General features: G+C 62.9%; 20 protein-coding genes. 11 read left to right on the forward strand and 9 right to left on the reverse strand.

Going from position 1 to position 23,428, the window contains the following annotated elements:
- Nucleotides 1-16: 16 nt before the first annotated feature.
- Entirely contained in the window at nt 17-1,456 is a 1,440-nt protein-coding gene (locus KGJ62_01335; GenBank protein MDE2125214.1) for an MBL fold metallo-hydrolase, read from the forward strand.
- 78 nt (nt 1,457-1,534) lie between these two features.
- Entirely contained in the window at nt 1,535-2,797 is a 1,263-nt protein-coding gene (locus KGJ62_01340; GenBank protein ID MDE2125215.1) for a DUF4010 domain-containing protein, read from the forward strand.
- 23 nt (nt 2,798-2,820) lie between these two features.
- Here KGJ62_01340 and KGJ62_01345 read toward each other — a convergent pair whose 3' ends face one another.
- The gene (locus KGJ62_01345) at nt 2,821-3,498 is read right to left on the reverse strand and encodes a DUF2807 domain-containing protein (protein MDE2125216.1); all 678 of its coding nucleotides are present in this window, start codon (nt 3,496-3,498) and stop codon (nt 2,821-2,823) included.
- Nucleotides 3,499-3,910: 412 nt separating this feature from the next.
- Between KGJ62_01345 and KGJ62_01350 the strand changes: the two genes are divergently transcribed.
- Nucleotides 3,911-4,291 (forward strand): VOC family protein, encoded by a 381-nt coding sequence (locus KGJ62_01350; protein MDE2125217.1) that lies wholly within the window; start codon nt 3,911-3,913, stop codon nt 4,289-4,291.
- Nucleotides 4,292-4,373: 82 nt separating this feature from the next.
- On the forward strand, nt 4,374-4,847 hold the full coding sequence (locus KGJ62_01355; protein ID MDE2125218.1) for a DinB family protein: 474 nt from the start codon (nt 4,374-4,376) through the stop codon (nt 4,845-4,847).
- 224 nt (nt 4,848-5,071) lie between these two features.
- On the opposite strand, the gene KGJ62_01360 is transcribed toward KGJ62_01355, so the two are convergent.
- Entirely contained in the window at nt 5,072-6,136 is a 1,065-nt protein-coding gene (locus tag KGJ62_01360; protein MDE2125219.1) for an NADH:flavin oxidoreductase/NADH oxidase, read from the reverse strand.
- 34 nt (nt 6,137-6,170) lie between these two features.
- On the reverse strand, nt 6,171-6,623 hold the full coding sequence (locus KGJ62_01365) for a hypothetical protein (GenBank protein ID MDE2125220.1): 453 nt from the start codon (nt 6,621-6,623) through the stop codon (nt 6,171-6,173).
- Nucleotides 6,624-6,695: 72 nt separating this feature from the next.
- Between KGJ62_01365 and KGJ62_01370 the strand changes: the two genes are divergently transcribed.
- Nucleotides 6,696-8,189, forward strand: coding sequence for a hypothetical protein (locus KGJ62_01370; protein MDE2125221.1), 1,494 nt, complete (start codon nt 6,696-6,698; stop codon nt 8,187-8,189).
- A 24-nt stretch (nt 8,190-8,213) separates the two neighbouring features.
- Here the strand turns inward: KGJ62_01370 and yicI are convergent, their stop codons facing one another.
- Together yicI and KGJ62_01380 are read right to left on the reverse strand one after the other, a co-directional pair.
- The gene (gene yicI, locus KGJ62_01375) at nt 8,214-10,532 is read right to left on the reverse strand and encodes an alpha-xylosidase (protein MDE2125222.1); all 2,319 of its coding nucleotides are present in this window, start codon (nt 10,530-10,532) and stop codon (nt 8,214-8,216) included.
- A 272-nt stretch (nt 10,533-10,804) separates the two neighbouring features.
- Nucleotides 10,805-12,910 (reverse strand): IPT/TIG domain-containing protein, encoded by a 2,106-nt coding sequence (locus KGJ62_01380; protein MDE2125223.1) that lies wholly within the window; start codon nt 12,908-12,910, stop codon nt 10,805-10,807.
- Nucleotides 12,911-13,262: 352 nt separating this feature from the next.
- Between KGJ62_01380 and KGJ62_01385 the strand changes: the two genes are divergently transcribed.
- Complete coding sequence (locus tag KGJ62_01385; protein ID MDE2125224.1) at nt 13,263-15,881, forward strand: hypothetical protein; 2,619 nt, start codon at nt 13,263-13,265, stop codon at nt 15,879-15,881.
- A gap of 16 nt (nt 15,882-15,897) precedes the next feature.
- On the opposite strand, the gene KGJ62_01390 is transcribed toward KGJ62_01385, so the two are convergent.
- A complete protein-coding gene (locus KGJ62_01390; GenBank protein ID MDE2125225.1) occupies nt 15,898-16,599 on the reverse strand; it encodes a CADD family putative folate metabolism protein in 702 nt (233 codons plus the stop codon).
- 142 nt (nt 16,600-16,741) lie between these two features.
- On the opposite strand from KGJ62_01390, the gene KGJ62_01395 reads away from it, so the two are divergent.
- The 4 genes from KGJ62_01395 (at nt 16,742) to KGJ62_01410 (ending at nt 19,838) form a co-directional block, all read left to right on the forward strand.
- Nucleotides 16,742-17,095 carry a hypothetical protein gene (locus KGJ62_01395; protein MDE2125226.1) on the forward strand — a complete coding sequence of 118 codons (354 nt, stop codon included), beginning with the start codon at nt 16,742-16,744 and terminating at the stop codon, nt 17,093-17,095.
- A gap of 83 nt (nt 17,096-17,178) precedes the next feature.
- The gene (locus tag KGJ62_01400) at nt 17,179-18,363 is read left to right on the forward strand and encodes a trypsin-like peptidase domain-containing protein (protein MDE2125227.1); all 1,185 of its coding nucleotides are present in this window, start codon (nt 17,179-17,181) and stop codon (nt 18,361-18,363) included.
- 117 nt (nt 18,364-18,480) lie between these two features.
- Nucleotides 18,481-18,909, forward strand: coding sequence for a hypothetical protein (locus tag KGJ62_01405; GenBank protein MDE2125228.1), 429 nt, complete (start codon nt 18,481-18,483; stop codon nt 18,907-18,909).
- A complete protein-coding gene (locus tag KGJ62_01410) occupies nt 18,906-19,838 on the forward strand; it encodes a cobalamin-binding protein (GenBank protein ID MDE2125229.1) in 933 nt (310 codons plus the stop codon). Before KGJ62_01405 ends, KGJ62_01410 begins: the two co-directional genes overlap by 4 nt.
- A gap of 488 nt (nt 19,839-20,326) precedes the next feature.
- Here KGJ62_01410 and KGJ62_01415 read toward each other — a convergent pair whose 3' ends face one another.
- From KGJ62_01415 to KGJ62_01425, 3 genes are all read right to left on the reverse strand, one after another.
- The gene (locus tag KGJ62_01415; GenBank protein ID MDE2125230.1) at nt 20,327-20,824 is read right to left on the reverse strand and encodes a hypothetical protein; all 498 of its coding nucleotides are present in this window, start codon (nt 20,822-20,824) and stop codon (nt 20,327-20,329) included.
- Nucleotides 20,808-21,584: a TIGR04255 family protein gene (locus KGJ62_01420; GenBank protein ID MDE2125231.1), complete on the reverse strand. Its 777-nt coding sequence runs from the start codon at nt 21,582-21,584 to the stop codon at nt 20,808-20,810. The genes KGJ62_01415 and KGJ62_01420 overlap by 17 nt, the downstream gene beginning before the upstream one ends.
- A gap of 251 nt (nt 21,585-21,835) precedes the next feature.
- Nucleotides 21,836-23,008 (reverse strand): Fic family protein, encoded by a 1,173-nt coding sequence (locus KGJ62_01425; GenBank protein MDE2125232.1) that lies wholly within the window; start codon nt 23,006-23,008, stop codon nt 21,836-21,838.
- Nucleotides 23,009-23,120: 112 nt separating this feature from the next.
- On the opposite strand from KGJ62_01425, the gene KGJ62_01430 reads away from it, so the two are divergent.
- On the forward strand, nt 23,121-23,405 hold the full coding sequence (locus KGJ62_01430) for a helix-turn-helix transcriptional regulator (GenBank protein ID MDE2125233.1): 285 nt from the start codon (nt 23,121-23,123) through the stop codon (nt 23,403-23,405).
- The last annotated feature ends 23 nt before the right edge of the window (nt 23,406-23,428 follow it).

Here is a 23,428-nt window from a genome sequence, read left to right on the forward strand (position 1 = left end):
GGCACGGCAGTGCATAATGTGGCGCGGCATCGATGGCCCGACCGAAGATATGGAGCTAAAGGCAATGTACTTCAAACCGTACTACCTGGGATGTCTGGCGCATGCTTCGTATATGATCGGAGCCGAGGGCGGCCCCGCAGCGGTGATCGATCCGCGGCGTGATGTAGACGAGTACATCGCAGATGCGGAACGGGCGGGCCTTACGATCCGGTTTGTAATTGAAACGCACCTGCACGCCGATTTTGTTTCCGGTCACGTTGAGCTTGCGCGAAGGACCGGGGCGCAGATTCTGATCGGCGATCGCGCCGGCGCGACGTTTCCGCATATCCCGATTACGAATGAAATGCGCATCGAGCTTGGGGATGTCTCGTTGACGTTCCGGACAACACCGGGACACACGCCGGAAAGCGTGATCGCTCTGGTTACCGTGGCCGGTGACGACAATCCGCGACTGATATTCACGGGCGACACGCTGTTCATCGGTGATGTTGGCCGACCCGACCTGGCCGGCAGCCGCGGCTACTCTGCCGAGCAGATGGCCCGCCTGATGTTTGCTTCGCTGCGCGATTCCATTCTCACGCTGCCCGACGCCGCTGAGGTCTGGCCTGCACACGGCGCTGGATCCTCGTGCGGCAAAGCGCTTTCAAATGACCGGGCATCGACCATTGGGCGCGAAAAAGCGCTGAATCCGGCGTTGAGGTACGTGCTGGATGGCGATGAGGAGGGTTTTGTACAGTATCACACCGAAGGGCTATCTGCGGCCCCAGGCTACTTCGGCTACGACGCCCAGCGCAATCGCGAAGGTGCCGCGCCACTGGCGGAAGCGACTGCCGGCGCCGTCCCGCTCTCGCCGGCTGAGGTCGAGGAGCTATCCGAGTCGGGTGTGCTGGTACTGGACGTTCGCTCGGTGGCCGATTTCGGGAGCGCGCACATTCCGGGCGCGCTGCATGTGCAGCTGGAGGGTACATTCGCTCCATGGGTAGGGCGAGTAGCGCGCCCCGAGGAGCGTATTCTGGTTGTGGCGGAGGTTGGCGCCGAGCACGAGGCGATTATGCGCCTTGCCCGGGTGGGCTATGAGAACATCGCCGGGTACCTGGAGGGTGGCATGGCGGCATGGAACGCAGCGGGCGGAGAGCAGGCCGCCGTACCGCAGCTGCCTGCCGACACGCCACTTATGCCGAGACGCACCGTGGTTGTAGACGTGAGGTCGCGGGAAGAGTACGACGCCGGCCACCTTGAAGGGGCTTTGCACATACCACTGCCGGAACTGGTTGAACGAATCGACGAGCTGCCGCCGGCTCCGCTGGCCCTGATGTGCGGCACCGGATATCGTTCGTCCATCGCGTGCTCACTGCTCTTGCGGGCCGGCCGCCGGGAGGTCCTGAACCTCGCCGGTGGATGGGAGGCCGCGAGCAAGGCCAGAACCGGGATCGAACCGAGCGCTCATGTTGCGTGAAACCGGCTGCCGGCCGCCCGCGCTCTGCGATAAGACGGCGGCTGGCCCCGGCGCCATTTCATTTACGGTGGCTCCGCGTTGAGTTCGCAGTGGTTTCCGGCAGATGCGGTTCACATTCTGGTGGTTCTGTTTCTGTCGCTGCTGATAGGCCTTGAGCGCGAGGAGCACAAGACCACTTCCACCCACTACACGTACGGCGGTATCCGGACGCTGCCGCTGATCGGTCTCCTGGGTTACGGCATTGCGCGAGCGACCAACGACTCGCCAATGGCTGTCGGGCTTGGTCTTGCTGCGATGGCCGTGTTTATGGGCATCGCCTACTTCCATAAGCTGGCGGTTACTCAAGACGCGGGCGTGACGTCGGAGATGACCGGTCTGCTGGTGTATGTACTTGGCGTTCTCGTCTCGCGCGATCTGGTCTGGATCGCCGTCTCCATCGGTGTGCTTTCGCTGGTGCTGCTTGAGTTGCGGGTACGCGTAGATGCGCTTACCAAACGATTCCCACCCGCAGAGGTGTCGAGCGCGGCACGGTTTCTATTGCTGACTGCCGTCATTCTTCCCGTGGTGCCGAATCATGCGTTTGGCGCCATGCAGATCAATCCGTTCAAGGTGTGGCTGGTTGTGGTTGCCGTAAGCGGAATCTCGTATGCCAGTTACCTGCTGCAGATGGTTCTGCGTGGCAGCGGCGGCGTGCTGGTGGCCGGCATGCTCGGCGGAGCCTACTCCTCCACGGCGACGACCGTAGCGCTTGGCAAGGCTTCCACAGCGGCCCACGCGCCGCGCCTCTACGCCGGCGCCATCACGATGGCCTCCGGCGTGATGTACGTGCGCCTTGCACTACTTCTGCTTTTCTTCAATGCCGGACTGTTCCACCTGCTGGTGGCGCCGTTTCTGATACTGGCTGCCGTTGGCGTCGTGGCCGGCTGGCTGACCGCCCGCACAGATCCTCATACACGGCCCGGCAGTGCGACCACGGCACAGCGGCCAAATCCGCTCCAGATAGGCACCGCGTTCCTGTTTGCCGGCATATTTGTGGCGATGTTGGTGATTACCCAGCTGGTAGTGACGCACGGCGGGGGCACCGCGCTTTACAGCCTGGCCGGAGTTATGGGCGTTACCGACGTGGATCCGTTCATCATGAGCCTGACGCAATCCGCCGGCCACGCCACCCCACTGGCGCTTGCGGCCGGCGCCATTGTGGTGGCGGCTGCAAGTAACAACATGGTGAAGGGCGTGTATGCCGCCGTACTTGCCGACCGGGAGACCGGAAGGACCAGCGCCGCGCTGCTGGGATGCCTGGCGCTGTTGGGAGTTCTGCCGCTGCTGTTGGTGCGTGGGTGAGTTGACCGGCGGTTCGACGCGCCTTAAAGGTGCTTCACCTCACCGATCCCGGTTATCGAGCTGTGGACGGTGGGGTTACCAATGTATCTGATTTTGCCGACTCCCGCCACGCTGGCATTCAGTGTTTTCGATGCATCCACGGTCGCGTCGCCCGCCCCGCTGACGCTTACAGTGGCCGTATCGGATCCGAGACGCGAGCCATCGTACTTGCACGCGCCCGCGAGGTTGACGTCAGTAACGGGAACGCTTCCCTGCAGCCACATCTTGCAGGCGCCGTCCATCTGTACCTGGAGCGTTTTCCCAACCACATTGCTCCCGATTACCTCCACGGCGCCGGTTGCCGTGAGGCCATCCAGCTTTGTGGCGCTGACTTCGTACAGGATGGCGTGTTTGGTGATGAACCGCGTCCGGGGTTTTGAGGCCAGGTAGAGCACGCCGCCGCGCACCTGGGCGCTGAGGTAGGGCTGAAGGTTGCCATCGGCGGTGATCGAAACGGAATTGCGATGGGCCTGCGTGAGGATGAGCCTGCCGACGCCGGCGATATTGACGGCGTGAAACGCGGAGACGCTCCGCGACTGCGTTGCAAGCTTTCCGGATCCTTTGACCGAGGGGCCAGCGAACGTGCGAATCAGATCGTGAATGGCGCAGCCGGGTAACAGCAGCAACAAGCTGGCCGCAGCCAGCATATTTCGTACCTTCATGAATGGACCTTTGTGAGCCGGCGTGAAGCGAACTACGGTGTGCCGAGCGTGACCAAACATGCGCCTATACGGCTGACTGGGCGGGCCGGTTTCGAGTTGCAAGGCGCATACCGTAGAGACGGCTGCTGCGTTGGAGAATGCTGGCGCCACGGATGCCGCCAAAGCGTACATTGTTCGCGGCACTCGGCATCGACGCGTAAGCGTTCGAGACCTGGGACATGTAAGTCGTATGTGACGTATGTGGCGTATGCGACGCAACCCCATCTCCGACCAGCAGCAGCAGAGCATCGACGTTGCCGAACGCGTTATCGCCACATTCGCTTACGATTCGCGTGCAAGTTCACAAGCGGCTGCAGGCGGTATACTCCACCGTCGGAACCTGGGAGATCGGAGCCAAGTCAAAAGGTAGCTTATGAGGCGCGTTACGGGTATCGGTGGAATCTTCATCAAGGCTAGCGACCCCGAGAAGTTGTGCGCGTGGTACAAGGCCCATCTCGGCATAGATGTGCAGGATTGGGGCGGCACGGCCTTCCACTGGGTCGACGCGGATGGCGCTCCTGCAAATGGCACAACCGCCTGGTCCATCGGCGATGGTTCCTCCTTTGCGCCAAGCCGGGCCGCCTTCATGGTCAACTACCGCGTTGCGGACCTTCACGGCCTTCTAACGCTGCTTCGTGAAGAGGGCTGTCATGTGTTCGACGAAGTGGAGGAATCGGAGTTCGGGATATTCGGCTGGGTGATGGATCCGGAAGGAAACAAGATTGAGCTCTGGCAGCCACCCGATGGCCAGTAGGCTTGACCCGCCCCCGGGCGTCGATTGGACCGCATAAGCCCGAGTAGGCTCTTGTTACGTAAAGTCAAAACAGGAGGACGCGGTGGATATCTTTGTCGCGATATGCAAGGAGCGCGCTACAGCGGCCATGGAGGGCTTTCTCCACGGTCTCAGCTTCGTGCCGGCGGATAAGCTGAACTGGAGCCCGACGCCCACGGCCAAGTCCGCCATGCAGGTTGCGGCGCACTGCGCCGGGTACAGTGGCGCGTTCGCCTGGATCATCCGTGAAGGCAAGTTCCCATGTACGGTTGAGGAGTTCCGCGGCAGGGTACAGGCTTCGATTGAGAGCGTCACCACATTGGAGGAAGCGGAGGCGATGCTCCGACAGGGTATTGCAGAGACGCTGGCGGCCCTCGACACCGTAAAGCCGGAGCAGGTCGGCGCAATGGTCGATTCGCCGCAGGGCCAGACGCCCTTCAAGTTCTTCCTGACCGTTCCGGCGCGGCATCTCGAAGCCCACGATGGCCAGATCGACTACCTGCAGACTTGCTGGGGTGATCTGGAGGTGCACCTGTAGAATCACATCAGGCTTTGACGGATCACTTAGCGGCTGGCGCCTCGATTAACGATCGCCATGCCGGCTTACTGGAAGAGGCATCCGAGCGTATGCTCACCTCGTTGGGCTGAGGGTGAGATTGTTGACAGACGAGGACATGGGTCAACGGCTCGCCGGCAGCGGCGTGTGCCGCCGCTGAATCGCATCCTACTTGCAGCGCTGCAAAGCTTTGCGCGGCGCCCGGGTTACCAGGCCCGGAGGTACTGCTTTGGCGAGTGCTGCTCCTGCCGCAGCTCCCGCGCGGCGCGGCCGGGCCAGTAGGGATCGCGCAGCATTTCACGTGCAAGGAGCACCAGATCGGCCTGACCCGTTCGAATGATGGTATCTGCCTGAACCGGTGAGGTAATCATGCCCACAGCTCCGGTGGCTATGCCGGCCTCAGCGCGGATACGGGCGGCAAATCCGGTCTGGTAGCCTGGGCCCACCGGGATGTTGGCACTCGGCGTATTGGCTCCGGAGGAGCAGTCGACGAGATCGACACCCAGCGCCGTAAGGGATCGCGCGACCTCGATGCACTCCGCTACGGTCCAGCCGCCTTCCACCCAATCGGTCACGGAGAAGCGAACAAACAGCGGCAGCCGCTCGGGCCATACCGATCGCACGGAACCGATGACTTCGCGAACCAGGCGCGCGCGATTCTCCAGGCTGCCGCCGTAATCGTCGCTGCGGTGGTTACTGAGCGGCGAGAGAAACTCGTGCAGCAGGTAACCGTGCGCCGAGTGGATTTCCACCACATCAAACCCGGCCGTAAGCGCCCTGGCTGCAGCGTCGGCGAACGCCCGGCAAACGCGCGCGATACCGGCTGAATCGAGCGGCTCGGGCGTCTGATAGCCCTCGGCGAACGGAATGGCAGATGGGCCTGCGATCGGCCCCCAGCCCAACACCTCCGGCGCTATCGGCTCGCCACCCGCCCATGGGCTGGCGGTACCGGCCTTGCGCCCAGCATGAGCGAGCTGTATGCCCGCGGCTGCACCCTGGCCATGGATGAACGAAGTGATTCGCGAGAGCATCTCGCAGTGCTCATCGTGATAGATACCGAGGTCGTTCGGGCTGATCCTGCCGAGGGGTTCCACGGCGGTCGCCTCGGTAAACACGAGACCGGCTCCGCCGACGGCCCGGCTGCCAAGATGGACCAGATGCCATTCCGTAGCGAAGCCATCTTCACTGGAGTACTGGCACATCGGCGAAACGGCGATGCGGTTTCGAAGCGTTACATCGCGTAGTTTGAGAGATTCGAACAGTTGGGGAATGGCACACACTCCTTGTCGCGCTGGTGAGCGGCGGCTACTCAGCCGCGCCGATCGAGATTTCGAAGAGAGCGTAATCGGTTTCCGGAAAGGCGTCGTCACCGCGGCTTCGGCATAAGCCGCGGAGCTCACCACGGTGGTACGTTCCGTGATTGAGGAGGTGGCGCACGATGGCGCTGAGCGGCAGGTGAAGCGGTTCGCCCGTAGTACGCTTGTAGAAGACCATCAAGTCCCCAGGGCGATGCTTCAGCGCAACCTTCCACTCGCGGCTCAGCGTCGCAATAGTAGCAGCGCTCGGCTCGGGCGTTGGCATCTCGGCTGGTGACGCGCCGTTGACGCGCTGCAGCCAGATATCCGATGCCGCAAGAATATGCGTGAACACGGCGCGATCCGGCTCCGGCCAGCCTTTGTCGGCAAGCGCATCCAGCCAGCGGCGGTTGGCCCACGCGTCGTAATCGAAGAGGTGACTGAATTCGGCGATTTGGTCCATCGTCCGATTTTACCTTCGCTGCAGGAATCGGGTACGATTGAACGATCAATTGCATCGGGGAGGGTTTGCACCGTGGCCCTTAAGCTGAACTGCCGGGTCAGCCGGATTTGGGTGGCCTCCGCGCTGACGCTTTGCGTCGCGTCTATTCCTGCGCTCGCGCAGGAGGCGCCGGTTCAGGTAACGGTGGATGGCTCCAGACGGCTTGCCGTGATGCAGCCGGAAGCGATGGGCATTGCCGTTGCGGTGTGGGACAAGTTCGGGCTCGATCCGGCGGCAGCAGCCCACATCGTGGCCGATGGCTTCGGCGTCATCCGCTATCCCGGCGGGTCGTACGCCGATATCTACCACTGGAAGACCAACACCGCCACGGCCGGCATGCGCGCCACCATTCAGCCCGGTCTGGATTTTGACCACTTCGCGGCGTTCGCGCGGCGGTGCGGCGCTTCTCCGCTGATCACGTTGAACTACGGGACGAACGCTGCCGGTACCGGTGGCGGCGACCCCAGCGAAGCAGCGGCGTGGGTGCGTTATGCCAACGTCACGCGGAAGTACGGCATCAAGTACTGGGAGGTTGGCAACGAGGTCTACGGCAACGGCTTCTACAACGGACATGGATGGGAGGCCGATCTGCACGCGCCGGCTTCTGCCACACGTTTGAAGAATCCGCTGCTGGGTCCCGACGAATATGGCAGGAATGTCGCCGCCTACTCGGATGCGATGAAAGCGGTGGACCCCGGCATCAAGGTCGGCGCCGTGCTGACGACGCCGGGCAACTGGCCCGACGGACAGCGGCCACGGTGGAACAAGCATGTTCTGGAGCAGTGCGGCGCCAAAATCGACTTCGTGGTGGTTCACTGGTATCCAAACGGCCGCACGACCGACAGCCTGGAGCATGCACCGGACGCGATCCCCGCGATGGTGGCTCAGCTGAAGCAGGAGATCAGCCGCTACTGCGGTGCAAACGCCGGGCGAATCGGGATATGGATGACAGAGGGTGACGCCAGCGGCTGGAACACCCGACCGCCCGGAGCCTGGTACGCGGCAGATGAGTTTGCCGCCTGGCTATCGAGTGGAGCGGCGCATGTGGATTGGTGGGACCTTCATAACGGCGCCCATGCCACGCGCGACGGCTATTACGACGATCAGGGAATACTCTCCAATGGCAGCAGGGCCGCGACGTTCACCGAACCGCGGCCAAACACGCCGTTTCCGCCCTGGTACGGGCTGCAGCTTTTCCACGACTTTGCGCAGCCTGGTGATACGTTTGTAAGCGCTGCTTCCAGCTCGGACAACGTGGTGGCATTTGCGGTGAGCCACGCGGATGGCTCGATCGGCGTCGTGTTGCTGAACCGGACCGGCGCGCCAGGGGCGCGCGTCACGGTATCGGGCGCCGGGACGGTTGGGCGAAGCCACATCGTTCTGAAGGCGTACAACCCGCTGCATCCGGCACAGATTTCGACGCGAGCCATCACCGGCTGGCCGGCAGCATTCAGCGTACCCCCCGGCGGGATCCTCGTGATTAGGGCGCACGCCGGATCCGTACGTCGGGGCGACCGCGCACACTAGACTCCCGCACCAATGCGCCGGCGCTCAGGCGTCGAGCTGGATAACCAGTTTGGCTGCGCCGGCTTCGGGCGTCACGCGGATGCCGGCGGCAAGCGTGGAAGCCGACCCGCCCGAAACACTCCGGACGTGGCTTTTGCCCGGCAGCTCCAGCGTCCACGCGCCGTCACGATCCGCGCTCACTTCGATCGCGGAGCCTCGGCGCTGAGCCGTTATCGCAAGCGCCGGCGTGCCGTCGACTGCTGGAATCTCGGCCGAGGCCGCTGCCGAATCCTGAAGCGCATAGAGCCGCAGCGTTACTCCTGCGGCAAAGTCGTAATCGGCACGATCATCGCGGGCGCCAACGGCCAGCAGCGTGTTCTGACGCACGAAGAGCGGCAGGCTCATCACGCCGTGGGTTTCGCGCAGCCAGCGGCCGCCGTGTACGGTTTCCGAAGTCAGCAGCCGGGTCCAGGTTCCTTCCGGAAGATAGAACTCCACCATACCATCGGGCGAGAACACCGGGGCGACCAGCAGTGAATCGCCCAGCATGTACTGCCGATCCAGGTAACGGCACGCCGGATCGTTAGGAAACTCCAGAAACATCGCACGCATCATCGGTGTGCCGATCCTGGAAGCCTGAACGGCCATGGCGTACAGGTAGGGCATCAGGTGGCACTTGAGGCGGGTGAAGCTGCGCAGTACCTCCACGGCCTCCTCGTCGAACAGCCACGGCACCCGGTAGCTGGAACTGCCGTGAAGACGGCTGTGCGAGGACAGCAGGCCAAACGCCAGCCACCGCTTGTAGACATCGACCGGCGGCATTCCCTCAAAGCCACCGATATCGTGGCTCCAGAATCCGAAGCCGCTAAGACCAAGCGATAGGCCACCGCGGAGGCTTTCCGCCATGGACGGAAAGCTGGAGTAACAGTCACCGCCCCAGTGGACCGGATACATCTGGCCACCGGCGGAAGCGGATCGAGCAAACAACACGGCATTACCGGCGCCACGCCGCGCCGCAATGGCTTCGAATACCACACGGTTGTAGAGCTGCGCGTAGTAGTTGTGCATCGCTTCCGGGTCGGAGCCATCGTGCCACACCACTTCGGTGGGTATCCGCTCGCCGAAGTCGGTTTTGAAGCAATCGACGCCCAGCTCCATCAGAGCGTCGAGTTTGCCGGTGAACCACCGGCAGGCCTCAGGATTGGTGAAATCCACAATGCCCATACCGGCCTGCCACATATCCCACTGCCACACCGAACCGTCCGGCCGCTTCACCAGGAACCCGGCGTCGCGCGCCTCGGCGAACAGTGGCGAGAGCTGGGCGATGTACGGATTGATCCACACGCACACTTTGAGTCCACGTTCGTGCAGGCGACGCAGCATTGCTGCCGGTTCGGGAAACGTTTCGGGGTTCCACTCAAAATCACACCAGCGAAACGGCCGCATCCAGAAGCAATCGAAGTGAAATACGGAGAGAGGCAGATCGCGCTCCTCCATGCCCTGTATGAACGATGTGACCGTCTCCTCACTGTAATCGGTTGTGAATGAGGTGGAAAGCCAGAGACCAAACGACCATGCCGGCGGCAGAGCGGGCCGACCCGTCAGCTGCGTGTAGCGATCCAGCACCTGCCGTGGCTCCGGCCCGTGGATCACGTAGTACTCAAGCGCCTCGCCGGATTGGCTGAACTGCACGCGCGATACCTTTTCAGATGCGACCTCGAACTCGACGCGCCTGGCGGAGTGAACATAAACACCGTAGCCGCGACTGGTGATGTAGAACGGAACATTTTTGTAGGCCTGATCGCTGCCTGTGCCACCATCGCGGTTCCAAATCTCAATACTCTGGCCGTTCTTCACAAAGGCGGCAAACCGCTCGCCCAGGCCATAGACCGTTTCACCTACCTCGAGGTCCAGGTTCTCCACCATCCAGTTCTCATCGCCGTCCAGCTGCATCATGGCCATTCCGCGGGGCGAGCTGGCGGTCAATGGCTGCCCGCCCGCGCGAAATGCCAGGTGGAAGGCCGTCCGTCCAATCTCCGCCGAGAGAGATCCTGCCGTAAAGGTGATCGACTCATCTTTGACGGCGATTTCGGGGCTGCCGCCGTCATGGTTGAGCGTGATTCGCGGCTCTCGCACGGCGCCACCCGTGAAATGGCAAACGCGCACCCCGATGACGCCCTCAATCGGCGCGGAGAGCGTGATGGAGAGCATCGGTCCATCCAGTGTGTCACCGGGATGCCGGATGGCTTTGGTGGCGGCATGAACGGTAACGGTTTTTGCAGTTCGATCGATCTGCTGTACGTGCGACGGATAGAACGCTCGTACGCCCTTTCGCATCATCCAGTATCCGTCGGTAAACTTCACGCTGCAGGCTCCTCTATCATCTTGTTGACCGCCTGACCATAGAGCATACCGGGCGGGAAGGCGAGCGTGGATGCCGGTCGGGGAAGCGCGAGCTGCCGTAACGGTTCACGGCATGGGCCCGGCTGCGGCCCGCAACGCCGGGCATGTCAGGCGGCCGGAGTGGTTGACGCCTTCGCGGTGCGCGGCGCAGGCGGCCGCGTCGCCGGTTCCAATCGTGGGCACGCGCCCAGGTCTACCCGCACGCAGCCAATCTGCGGCCGGCGTTGTAACCGCTAGTACAGCTGTGCAAACCAGGCGCTTAGAGTTTGGCTGGATGCATCGTACGTTCCGATAACGCTTACCGACTGCCCGTTCGCCAGGATGTCAAAGAACTGGGACGACGAGATCCCGCCTCCCGAACCGTCCTCATAAACGGTGCGGCTGCTGGTTGTGACGTGAATCGTGGCGCCTGTGAGCGTGAATCCGGTGTAGGTTGCCACGGGGCTGATGTCGAACGACGTGTCGCCGGCCTCGCCGACGTTCGCAGCCGTCCCGGTAGCTGTTGCCCGCTGCGCCACGGTGAACACCGCGTTGGCCGTGGTGCCCGTACCCGGCGCGGGATTCGTCACGTGTACGGTGTACGTGCCTGGTGTCGCCAGATCGGCGGCCAGAATTGCGGCCAGAACCGTGGTCGAGCTGATGCGGCTGGTGACGCGCGGCGAACCGTTCCAGCACGCCACGGAGGTGGAGTTGAAGCCCGTGCCGGTAATCGTCACCGTCAACGCGGAGTTGCCGGAGAGGACTTCGGACGGCGATATTGCCGTGAGGGTTGGCGCAACCGCGGCTAGCGTGGCGCTGTGCTTGCTCTCCACGTTCCCTGCCCGATCCACGCTCCAGTACACCAGCGTGTGTGTGATGTTCGCAACCGTGAACGCCTGCGTGTATGTGAACTGGCCGCCACCATCCAGCGTGTAGTACGTGGCCGCCACTCCGCTGTTTGCATCGGCCGCGGTGAGTGTCACGGTTGGGTTGGCGAATGTCATCGAGGTCGTGGGCGGCGTTAGATCCACGTTCGCGGTGTAGGCCTCGGTCGGCGTTGTTGCGCCGTTTCCGTTCGTGGCATACGCCTCGATCTGGTAGGTGCCGCCACGCGGGTAAGCGAGGAGGAGCTGGGTCCCCGTCGCATTCTGGAGGGCGCCGCCATTGACGCGGTAGTGGATCTGGGAGGTGAGAGTTCGGAACGGCGAATAGATGTGCACGTTCGTTGCGGCGGTGGTCCATCCGGCTGCGCTCGCCGCAGGATTCTGCGTCATCACGACGCGAGCCTGAGAGGCTGGCAGCCAGACCACGCCGAGCGTGACGGGATTGTAGGTGCCGAACGTCGCGGTGCCGGCAATAACGCCGTTCTCGTCGATGCTGGTTGCGACGGACGACGTCACCCCTGCCGGTAGAAACGCCTGCAGGTCCACCGCGCTTGCAGCCGTCCCGCGCCACAGAAGCGCCTGGCTCTGGCCGTACAGCACGGCTCCAAACCCAACCTCGACGCCGTCGCGCATTGCCGTCACTTGTGACGACCCCAGGCCGGCCGGATTCATATCTACGGCGCTGGCGGCGGAGCCACTCCACAGGTACGCATGGTTGTAGTACGACCCCGACGTGCCGACTGTAACGAAGCCGGCCTGCTGGTTGCGCGCGGCATCCACAGTCACGGCGTCGCTGCCCATGGCGGAGGTCAGATTAGGCTCCAGATCCACGGCGCCGGCCGCGGTGCCTTTCCACAACATCGCGTGTTCGACAGCCGCGCTGGTCATAGCCCAGCCGACCTGGACGCCGCCATCGACTCCCTCTGCCGCCGATTCGAGGTAGCCGGCCGGGTTCAGGTTCACGGCCGATGCGGCGGTGCCGCTCCACAGGCAGGCGTAAGGCGCCGAATAGTACGGCGGCGGCGCCGCCCAGCCAACCTGGAAGCTGCCGGAGAGCGCGTTTACCGCAGACTGGTAGGCGCCGGATGGGTTCAGGTCCTTCATGTTCGCGTCGCTGCCGTGCCAGAGCGCAGCATGCGGCAGCGGCACAGACCGCCCGCTGCGGCCGGAACCAATCTGAATGACCGTAACGTAGTTCACGCCTGCCTGAGAACCCGGCCCGGCAGCAAGCGCAAGGGAGCCAAACTGGCCGGGATCCAGGTTGACGGCGCTTCCCACCACAGCGTTCCACAAAACGGCCCGACCGTAGCCGTAAACGAAGGCGCCAGCCTGCTGCCCCTCGCTTGCCGCGTAAGCATGCGCACCCGTGAACGGCTGCGGCATCGGCAGCACCGCTGCATTGTACTGCGCGCGCGACGGCAGCGCCAAAACCAGGCCAACGAGTGCGATGGGCCCGTACAAAGCTCGATGTGACATCGTGGTGGTACCGTTCTTTGTCTGTTGCGTCGCTCGAACCGGTATGGAGGTTCCGGCCAACTATGCGCGGGCCCGCAATACCCCGCTTGCGTTGGTCAGGATACCACAATCCAGGTGTGAGATACTTCACTGCTCTCCGCAGGCATTGAAACTCCCGTTCGAGCATCCCGGGGGCGGCATCGATCACCACGCACACGCAGGCTGTCGCATGGAATCCCGGCGTCACTTCCGGGTCGGAGCCGCAGTGCCACATCGCGTTGGCGGGCGTAGATTCGCCGAAAGAGGTGGTCCGCAGGTGATTGCCCGCTAGCCAGCTAATTGAGATCGGTACCGAGTCGTGAAAGGAACCGAAATGACCGTTTTGCCCTCATGCCGGTGGATCCATCGCCTTGCTCTCGTGCCGGCAGCCTGCATGGTGCTGGCGGCCGGCTCGGCAGCGGCCCCTCACGGTAACAGGAGGGCGCCGGCCCCGCCAAAGTTGTGCGTATCCATCTGCAACCACTGGAGCTATACCGGTATCGGCTGGCAGCTTGGGATTGAATCGGACGTACTCTCTCTGCAGGACGCGATGCAGTTGGCAGATCGCGCCGGTCTGCGCACCTGTGTGGATCTGGATGCACGCGCGTGGGATCGAATGCGGCAGGACTTTCCGGACGTAGTGAAGCGCTTTGCGCGCTATGTGAAGGCCGGGAAGGTTGAGGTGATCGGCGGCACGTACGGCCAGCCGATGGGCACCATGTTCAGCGGGGAATCGAATATCCGGCAGTTGATCTATGGACGCGCGGCCATTGTACGCGCGCTGGGCCAGGCTCCAACCACCTTTCTGGACGAGGAGGAGTTTTCGCACCCGCAGCTCCCGCAGATCCTGGTGTCGGATGGCTACCGGTACGCAAGCCTTTCGCAGCTGGATACATGGGGCAAGGCCGGCATCCCCGAGGTCGACGCAGACACGATCTTATGGAAAGGCAAAGACCGCACCGAAATCCCAACCGCGCCAAAGAACGCCCTTTTTGAGGCGGACCTCAACTGGCCGGCTATCTCGGCAACGCCCGCATTCAAAGCACTGAGTAAGCAGGGAATGCCGCTGGCTACGGTGTGGGAAGAGTACGGTTGGGAGCGGCCGGAGGGCCCATCCTGGAAGAGCGACGCGCCGTTCTTCAAGAATCTTGCCGCGCACGCACCGGTGAAGTACGTGACGTTGACGCAGTACATGCAGGAGTATGGCTCGCATCCCAAATCGGTGGTGCGACTCAAAATGGATGACTGGGACAAGTCGCTGACCTGGGGCCTCGGCGGCGATCAGCTGCGCATTTACAATCGCGAGGTGGAGAACTCACTGCTCAACGCGGAACGGTTCGACGCCATCGACTCCACCATGGGCGGCCCGAACCGCTCCTCCATCCTGTCGACCGGCTGGAAACATCTGCTGGCTTCACAGAGCCATGACGTTGGTCTGTGCGAATACTCACGCTGGCAGCAAGACCGCATGGCGCCACTCCACCGCCTGGAGGATCACCACAACTTTACGTGGGGCGATCTCGGTTACAACCTTCTGGATTTAGCTAACGCCGCGGGCGGCCGCGTCCTGGCGGCGTCGCTGCACGATATCAACCGTCGGATTGACACCGGTCGTGCCGCTCCCGGGACCGAGGCGTGCACCGTTTTCAACGGCTCACCGTGGGCACGATCCGGGATTGTGGAGACCGGCCGCATCTACCCGATCCCGGGCCACGCGTCGAGCGTGGTGGTGCGCGACGCAGAGGGACAGGCCGTGCCGACGCAGCTGGTCTCTGCGACGCGCAATCGCGAAGGCGGGTTGGTCGCCGCTCGCGTGGAGTTTGCCGCCGCCAACGTACCGGCGCTGGGTTACCGCGTTTTTCATGTCGTATTCGGCCGGAATTTGCCGCAAGCGCGCAGCCGGCTCGTTACCGATACTGCACAGTTGAGCATGGAAAACCCGGCCGTTTCGGTTCGGCTGGACCGGGTGACGGGCGCAATCGACAGTCTGGTGGACCGGCGCACCGGGCAGCAGATGGCAGCTTCCGGCGCGAACGGCTACCCGGTTTTTCGCGGTCAACCGAACACCGCCTATCCACTTCGCAGCGGACTGCCGGCGGAGTACGACAGCAGCAAAACACACGCACAGGTCAGCTGGGTAGTGAGGGGCCCTGTTCGGAGCACGCTGAAGGCGCGGTTCGGCTGGAACGGCCTCGTGTACGAAACGTACATCTCGGTGGATGCTGTGGATCCTTACGTAGAGGTGACCACGCGGCTGCTGACTCAGGCGCCGCCGGCGCCGGATGTGGACCCCAAGGTGATCAGGAAGGGGTACTGGCTCTCGTTTGCGCCGGCATTCAAGCCCGAGACCATTGTGCGCGACTATCCGCTGGCGATTGGTACCACCACTAAATCGGAGTTTCACGCACTCACTTTCGTGGATATGCTTTCGCAGAATGCCGGGCTGCTGCTCCTCCATTCCGGGACGGAGTGGTTCCGCATGGAGCCGTCGGGCGAGATATCGAACCTGGTGATGCGCGAGTGGGAATCTACCTACAGTGGGGAGTATGGCTGGCCGCGCTATGCCCAATATCGCCATGCCCTGATGCCCCACGGACCGGGCTTTACAAATGCCGATCGTGTGCATGCCGCCACGGACTTTACCAACCCGATGATCGCGCTTCTGGCGCCGCCACATCCGGGACGACTGGCGCCGCAGGGCAGTTTTGTGTCGGTGAGCCCGTCAGCGGCGGAATTGACGGAGCTGCGGCAGCTCCCGGGCGGCGGGTTGGAGTTCCGGCTTCTCAACACCGGGGCGGGGGCGGTGTATGCCACGGTGCGCCTTCCGGGCCGCGCACGTGCTGCCGTTGAGACCAATCTGGTCGGCACAACCACCGGAACATGCAGCACCCAGAGCGGCGCGGAGCATGTTCCGCTGGGCCCATGGCGGTTCCAGACCGTTGTTGTGCGATGACCCGGCGCGCTGACGGTTAGGCCGCGCAGCCCTCAACGCCGCATCGCGTACCGATTGCGGTAAGAAGGTCCCAGAGCGCCACAGCCACCGATTCCGCGGCATCGCCCGCCTTGCCGGCATCATCGCCGGTTTCGATCCGGCGCTGAAGTAACGCGCGCACCTCGGCGGCATGATGCACATCCAGGTCGCGGTGGACGCGGAAGTACTGGAGCGCGCGCTCGTCGGTTACACCATAGAACCGCAGCAAGCCATCGATCTTGGTCGCGCTCACTGCAGGCATCTGACGCTCGTAGGCATAGAGCGCGGCCAGGCCGGCGGCGAAGCATCCACTGTTCACGGCCGCCGTGAATGCGGCCGTCAGCCCGGCGGATGCCGCCCCGGCCCGCGCATCGGCAACCTCTTGCCGCGGTGCGCCGGCGCCTTCCGCGAAGCGCAACCAGAGCTCGGGGTGGTTCTCGTCGCCGTCGATCTCCTCATGCAGGTTGCGGCGGAGTGCATCACGCTCCACGTCATCGCCGGCGGAATCCACAAGCGTGCAGATATGACCGGGAAACGCGGCGATGTGGTGGTAGTAGTCGCTGGCGTAGAGCGCCACGTCCTGACGCGTGAGCGCGCCCTTCTGCCAGGCCTGATAGAACGGATGGTTGAGGATCGACCATTCGTTGAGGCGGCTGTCAAGAAGGTCAAGGGTGGCTTCGGATGAACGGGATGCGGGCACTGGCAAACCTCCGGGCGGCGAAGTGTTCGGCTGGTAGTATGGTACCGCTTCAGGCGCGAAGCGCGCATTACGGCCGGACTCTACCGGTATCGCTTTCCGCCTTTACAATTGGCGCGCGAGTTGAAGAGGGGAGGCGCCGATAATGAGCATGTCTGATGAAATGATCGCGTTCGGTACAGCGGCTCTGGCTGCCGCCGCAAGTGCGATAATGCTGTTTTCCGCATCCGGTGGGTACCATCCTTACAGCTTCTACGAGTGGATGCGACTCCTGGTGCTGATCAGCTCCGGATGCAGCGCGTGGGTGCTGCTGCGGTATGCGCCGAGACTGGCGCCGGCCGGTATCGCGCTGGCCGCTTTCGGTCTCTTCCTGGTTTTTGCAAAGATGCGGCGCGCCGAATGGCCGCCGTTCGACGTCTGCGGCGCCGTGGCGTTTCTGGTGGCGGCGTTCTACGCGGGATGCCGCGCTCTCGGCGTGGCGCCGGATCCCGCCCCATGAGGTTCGGCAGGGCGCGGTCTGTAAGGGTGAGCGCCAGGTTCGGCAGGACGGCGAAGCCGGAATGGCAGGATGGAGGCCGATGAATGAAACCCGGAACAGCGTTCCTTCGCCTAATGGCGCTTGCCCTCGTATGTCTGGCGGCTTCGGCAGCTGCGGCCAGCGGCCAATCCACGGCAAAACCACTCACGGCCGCCCAGGTGTTTGCACTGCGGCAGGGATGCGTCTACACCATTGAGACCGACACGAAACAGGGCACCGGCTTTGCCGTTGACGGCATGATCTGGACCTGTTACCACGTGGTAGCCGGCGCGAAGACAATCCAGCTGGAACGGCAGGGCGAAGCGCCAATACCGGTGGAACGTGTGCTCGCGGCCGATCCTCACGCCGACGTCGCGATACTTTTGCCCGAGGGTTCTGTGGACGCGCACGCACTGAAGATGTCGAATATCACTTCCACATGCGCCGTTGGCGATCCACTCTATGTTATCGGTACGCCGGAGGGACTCGGACAGACCCTCACTTCCGGGCTGCTCTCAGCCATTCGCACACAAAACGGGCGGAAGCTGCTTCAACTCTCCGCATCCGTCTCTCCCGGCAGCAGCGGCAGCCCGGTGTTTGACCAGTATGGCAACGTGGCCGGCATGGTGCAGTCCCAGTACAAGGAGGGCCAGCAGCTCAACTTTGCGATAAGCGCAAAGGCATTGACCGCGGTTCCGTGGGGAGTACCGATCGGGACGGCGTTGGGAGGCCCGACAGGTGGCGGGCTGGTTGGCGGAAACGCCAGCGACGCACCTGCACCGAACTCACCGAGCCGCTTTGTCGCAGCGGACAGTTCGAATGTACTCAAGGGGGTAACCGCGGTCCGTCTCACGGCCGACACAAGTCCAAGGGCAACGAGAGCCGGCTTGACTGCTGACGCCATAACGCACCAGGTTGCCAATCAGCTGCGGGCCGCCGGCCTGTCGCTGGCGACGAAAGATGAATGGCTGAAATCGCACGATATCCCGGAAATCGACGTGTCCGTCGTCGGCTTTACTGACCGCGGATTTCAGGCGGCAACATTCTACGTGGAGCTTGGTATTGAAGAGGACGCGCGGATCGACCGAGACCGCGGGAGGACGCGAGTTTACGGCGTTACGACCTGGGATGATGGCATGGTGGAGCTAACAACCCCCGACGCATTCGTCGCCGACGCGATGAAAGCCGTGACTGAAAGGGTGGACCACTTCCTTGCCGATTATCGCAAGGCGAACCCCCCGCCGCAGTAGTCTGACGGGTACGGCTAGCGGGTTTGCCGGGCATGGCCGTCACTGTCGCGGTACACTGGCGTCGGCAGCGGGTCAAACGGCCGATTCGGACGGCACGGCGGATTATCTGAGCGCGCAATGTCCAAACAACGCACCATTCTATCCGCGAGCATCGGACACGACGTGACCCGGGCGATGCATGTTCTGCGGTCGAATTCTGATACCGCGACCGTTGGACGGTTCACCACGGCAGTTCTGCGATTCGATCGCGTGGCGACGCCTGGCGCTTCGGACCTCGACTTTTGCCACCTGTTTGCAGAAGAGGTGCGGGCGGACCGCGAGGAACCGCTGCAATCCACGCGCTTAACGCCGTGGTTCTCGCTGCGGGGCCTGCCGGCACGGCAGCCATGCGCGTTCGACGGACCCATGTTTCAACATCCGCTTGCTCTACCAGTGGGTGAACCAGTGGAAGGCGACGGGCCTGTGGCTGCCGACCGCACAGCCAACGCTCCCGAAGGCGGGCGCGGAGTCAGCGGGCCGGCGCGCAGCCCGGCGGCTTCGCCATGAGAATCGTCTCGCTGCTTCCTAGCGCCACCGAGATTGTGTGCGCAATCGGGCTGGAGGCAAACCTCGTGGGTGTGACGCACGAGTGCGACTGGCCGCCGAGTGTAAAGCTGCTCCCAAAGGTTACGCGAACGCTGATACCACACGACGCTTCGGGCGCCGAAATCGACCGGCTCGTGCGGGAACAACTCGGCGCAAAATCGGCGCTTTACACCCTGGACATGGACCTACTGGAACGGCTGCGCCCAGACCTCCTGATCACCCAGGCGCTCTGCGACGTATGTGCGGTGCCTGAGGCGGAAGTAACTGCTGCCGCATGCGCGCTTCCCGGCCAACCGGTTGTGGTAAACCTCGAGCCAATGACGCTGGAGGAAGTGCTCGGCTCGATGATCGAGGTCGGCCGTGCGGCCGGCTGTGAGGCGGCGGCACTGGCGGCGGTAGCGAAGCTTCGGGCACGTATTTCCACCGTTGAGCGCGTCACGGCAGAGATCTCTGCCGCAGCATGGCCGCGCGTGGCATTCCTGGAGTGGATAGACCCGCTCTTCAATGGCGGCCACTGGAATCCCGGCATTATCCAGATGGCGGGCGGGATCGATCTGCTCGGAAACCCCGGCCGGCCTTCGCGAACCGTGTCGCACCAGGAGCTGTGCGACTCCATGCCGGAGGTGATCTTTGTGGCGTGCTGCGGATTCTCAACGGCGCGCGCCCTGCAGGACCTGGGCGCTCTGCAGCGGATAGACGGTTGGATGGATTTGCCTGCCGTGCAAAATGGACGGATCTACTTTACCGACGGCGCCGCCTACTTCAGCCGCCCAGGGCCCAGGCTGGTGGACAGCCTGGAGATACTTGCCCATGCGCTCCATCCGGAGGAGCACAGCCTGCCACCGGGCCTTCCTGCCGCTGAGGTTCCACCGTACGGGCCTGAGGATTGAGCGGGCTGCGTGATGGCGGCCGCCTGGATCGGCCCTGTATTAGACCGACGAACAAGCCTCGCAAGCGGCGGGACCGGCGCCATCCCCGGTCCCGTCGCCCCGTCAGATTCTCTTATGCTTCACGTAGTCCAGGAGCTTGACGGCGCACCGGGCGAGTCGGACCGCTTGCGCAATATCAGGACATGGCCGGAGTTCGCAGTGTTGCGCAGCCCAGGGATCCGCGCCATCTGGTGCAATGCGGACTGGATACGGCATATCTGTAAAGCATTCGGCGCCGAGTTCGCAGACGCCCAGAAGATCGCCGCTGGGGTACCGCGCTGCTTGCTGGTAGTCCCGAACGCCCGCATCAGTTTGCAGTGCGCCGGTCCGGATGTGGAAAGATAACCCCTCGTCGTCAGTCGCACACTCGAAAGCTTCAGATGCAAAGCGGCCGTCTCGCTGCTGGCTCTTTTTGAATCTTCGGAGATAGGAATCCACGCACGAGCCAGTCACTCCCGCCTCGTGAGCCAGCCGAGATACCCTCTGACTTGGTCCGGCGAGTTAACGGTGTAGACGGCGTACGAGCCGGACACGCCGTCCAGGACAATCGTTGCGCCGCCGTGATCCGGCAAGATAACAAGCGCCAGTTGCTTGCCAGTCCCCGCAAAATCGACCAACAGTTCCGCACCGCCGTCGGAACGCGCAAACGGCGTTAGCGTAAAGTCCTCGATGCTAAAGTTGGGATTCAGGAGCGCGGCATGCGTCAATTCTGCCGCGGTGTCCGCGAGAAAGCGGCGCGCGACACCGGCCACTGGGGCGCCACCTTCATCAATTACCTCCTCCGAATTCGCTGCGAGCGCGGCGAGAACAGGCTGGACGGCTTCTTTGACGAACTGTGGCACAGCAGACAGTTGCGCTGACGCGGACTCGCGGCGCCAGACCTCCGAACGCGTGGTGCTGTTCTCCGCAGCAGGCTGGCTAGCGAGTGTATCAGTTGTTTCTGGCATAGCCCCACTCCTCCAAGGCTCGCTCCGAGAGCAGTGATAGAAAGAACGGCTGGATCACATCGTGCATTCGGGCCAAATCGCTCCACTGACTGCCTCCGCCGCCGACCAACGTTCCTGCCGTCGTTGTGATTACGAACGCTGGTCGGTCCACCATTGCAGATGAACCGTCCTCCTGCAGCAACGGTACCTGGGTTGGCCATTCTTGCAGGGTAATCCGGAAATCGTGACCCTCTGACTCATGCCAATCAAGGCTTAGCGCATGCAACGGCTTGTCAGCCGCCATGTGCGGCACGACACCGGGCTGGAAATACCGCAACGCCTCTTGCGTTGGATCCGAGGATTGCGGCGGGATGATCAGATTGGCGTAGGTAATGTTTACAATGCCAATCTCCAGCGCGCCGGTCCCCAGTACAGCCGACAGCTCCTGGCACCCGAGTTCCAACACACCGCGAAGTTCCGGAAACCGCGGGTACGGTACGTGCCACGCATTCAGCCATCGTGACGAAATGGATGTGGAGAGGAGGACTAATTCTGCGTTCTTACGCCTAAACGTGACACCACAGAGGCGCCCGGCTAGAGGCATCTGCGCCGGTTGTGGAAGCGAGCCCTCAACGACGTCGGCTTCTGCCGACTTATCGAATTCTTCCGGCAGCCGTTTCCAGAAGCTTGCATAATCGCTGAATGCCAGTTCCTTACGTTGCTTGAAGGCGGCGCGGAGCGATACTTCCTGAAGCGGCAGATTCGAGAATTGCACCATCATACGTTTGTCCCGATACGTTATACGCAGACGGCATCCATTCCTGTTCAGATCGAACTGCGACCGGTTGGCCGCCCGCCGTGACGCGCCGTCACTGGCACTGCGTTGGCCAACCAATTCGAGGCTCGAGGCTGTAAACTTCCATTTGGGTTTGGCGCAAAAATCCACGCCAAACTGGCGCCAAACGAGTGGCACGTTGTGCGCGCTGCCACTCGCCTTATGAGGGCCGCACCGGCTGAAACCAGGTGCGGGGCCTATGACGACTCCAGTGGCTCGGTTCCTTCGTTCATGATCTGCAGAAGCGGCTGAAACATAAACAAGCGACGGCGCTTGCGCCCGTCGACCTCAGCCAGAATGTGCATGCCGACCATCTGCCGAATGGCCTTCATGACGGTTGGGTGGCTGAGATTGAGCGCGGCGGCCGCTGACGGCGCTGAGAATACGGGATGGGTGTTCATCCATGCATGGAGGCGCAGAAGCGTACCGGACGATGGGCCGACTTTCTGGAGCAGTATGCGTGTTTCGGTCTCCAGGTTTCGGATACGCTGGGCCGTCTCACAGGCCCGACGTGCAGTCTCTTCCACCACCTCCAGAAAGAATAGCAGCCACTCCTCCCATACTCCCTCCATGCGCACGCGCTGCAGCAGGCTGTAATACTCGTCGCGCCGGCGCTTCAGGCCCAGGCTGAGATAGAGCAGGGGCTTGGCCAGCACCTTCTCGTTGCAGAGGATGAGCGTGATGAGCATCCGACCGAGACGCCCGTTTCCATCCAGAAACGGGTGGATGGTCTCGAATTGAACATGAACCAGCGCGGCCTTGATCAGTGGCTGGGTGGTGACCGGCTGGTTGTGCCAGAACTTCTCAAGCGCTCCCACGCAGCGAGCCACCTCGCCGGGCGGCGGTGGTACAAAGATCGCGTTCCCCGGGCGCGAGCCGCCGATCCAGTTTTGCGACGTGCGATATTCTCCCGGGGCGGCATTTCCGCCGCGGCCACTTGCGAGCAGCAGACGGTGCATCTCTCGCAGCAGGCGGATCGTGAGCGGTGCGCCCTCGCGCAGGCAGCCAATGCCATAAGATAGCGCCTTTACATAGTTCAAGACCTGACGCGCATCCTCGGCATGGAAGCCCGGTGTCGCTTCGATTTCGAAGAGCAGGAGATCATTGAGCGACGACTGTGTCCCTTCGATTTGCGACGATACGACCGCCTCCTTGCGAATGTAGAAGTACAGAAACATGTCCAGACTTTCCACAACCTCACTTAGGCCATCCAGCCGGCCAAGCGCGAGGCAGGCGTGTTCCAGCGCCGCCGTAGTGCGGCTGTCGGACTGCAGCGGCGGGTTGGGCGGAAGGTCAACCGGCACAAACGCCCGAAATTGCTCTCCGGGTACGCGCTGCACGAGTTGTCGGCCCTGTGGTCCACGATTCATGGGGCTTTTAGTGTAAGAGTCCTTGCATTACGAAACGCTAATGTAAGTTTACACCAACAGATTTACATTAGGGTGGCCGGAACCTCGGCCGGCCGTCGCCGCTGACGTCGGACTGAGCCGAGCGTATTACAGCGCTTTCGAACGAGGAGTAAGGGACATCTCTGTTCCCGTTCTTATGCCGGTCGCGGCGGCGCTCAATATCGCCCGGAGACTCAGTAAGCAACGGACGGCGACCGAAATGCCCGCCAGCGAGCTGGCGCTGAATGCGCTGGCGGCGCTGCGTAAACGCAGGCCCGTAGGCAGCACACGTGATGCCGCGTTGGGGCGGATGGCGTACTGCGCAACCGGTCGGCTGGCAGCTCCGAGAACCCAGCTGCAGCCGGGTCCGAGCTGTTAGCAGCGCGCTCTCGCCGCGGCCTG

The sequence above is a fragment of the Armatimonadota bacterium genome, from assembly GCA_028871815.1.
Taxonomy (GTDB): Bacteria; Armatimonadota; Chthonomonadetes; order Chthonomonadales; family Chthonomonadaceae; genus REEB205.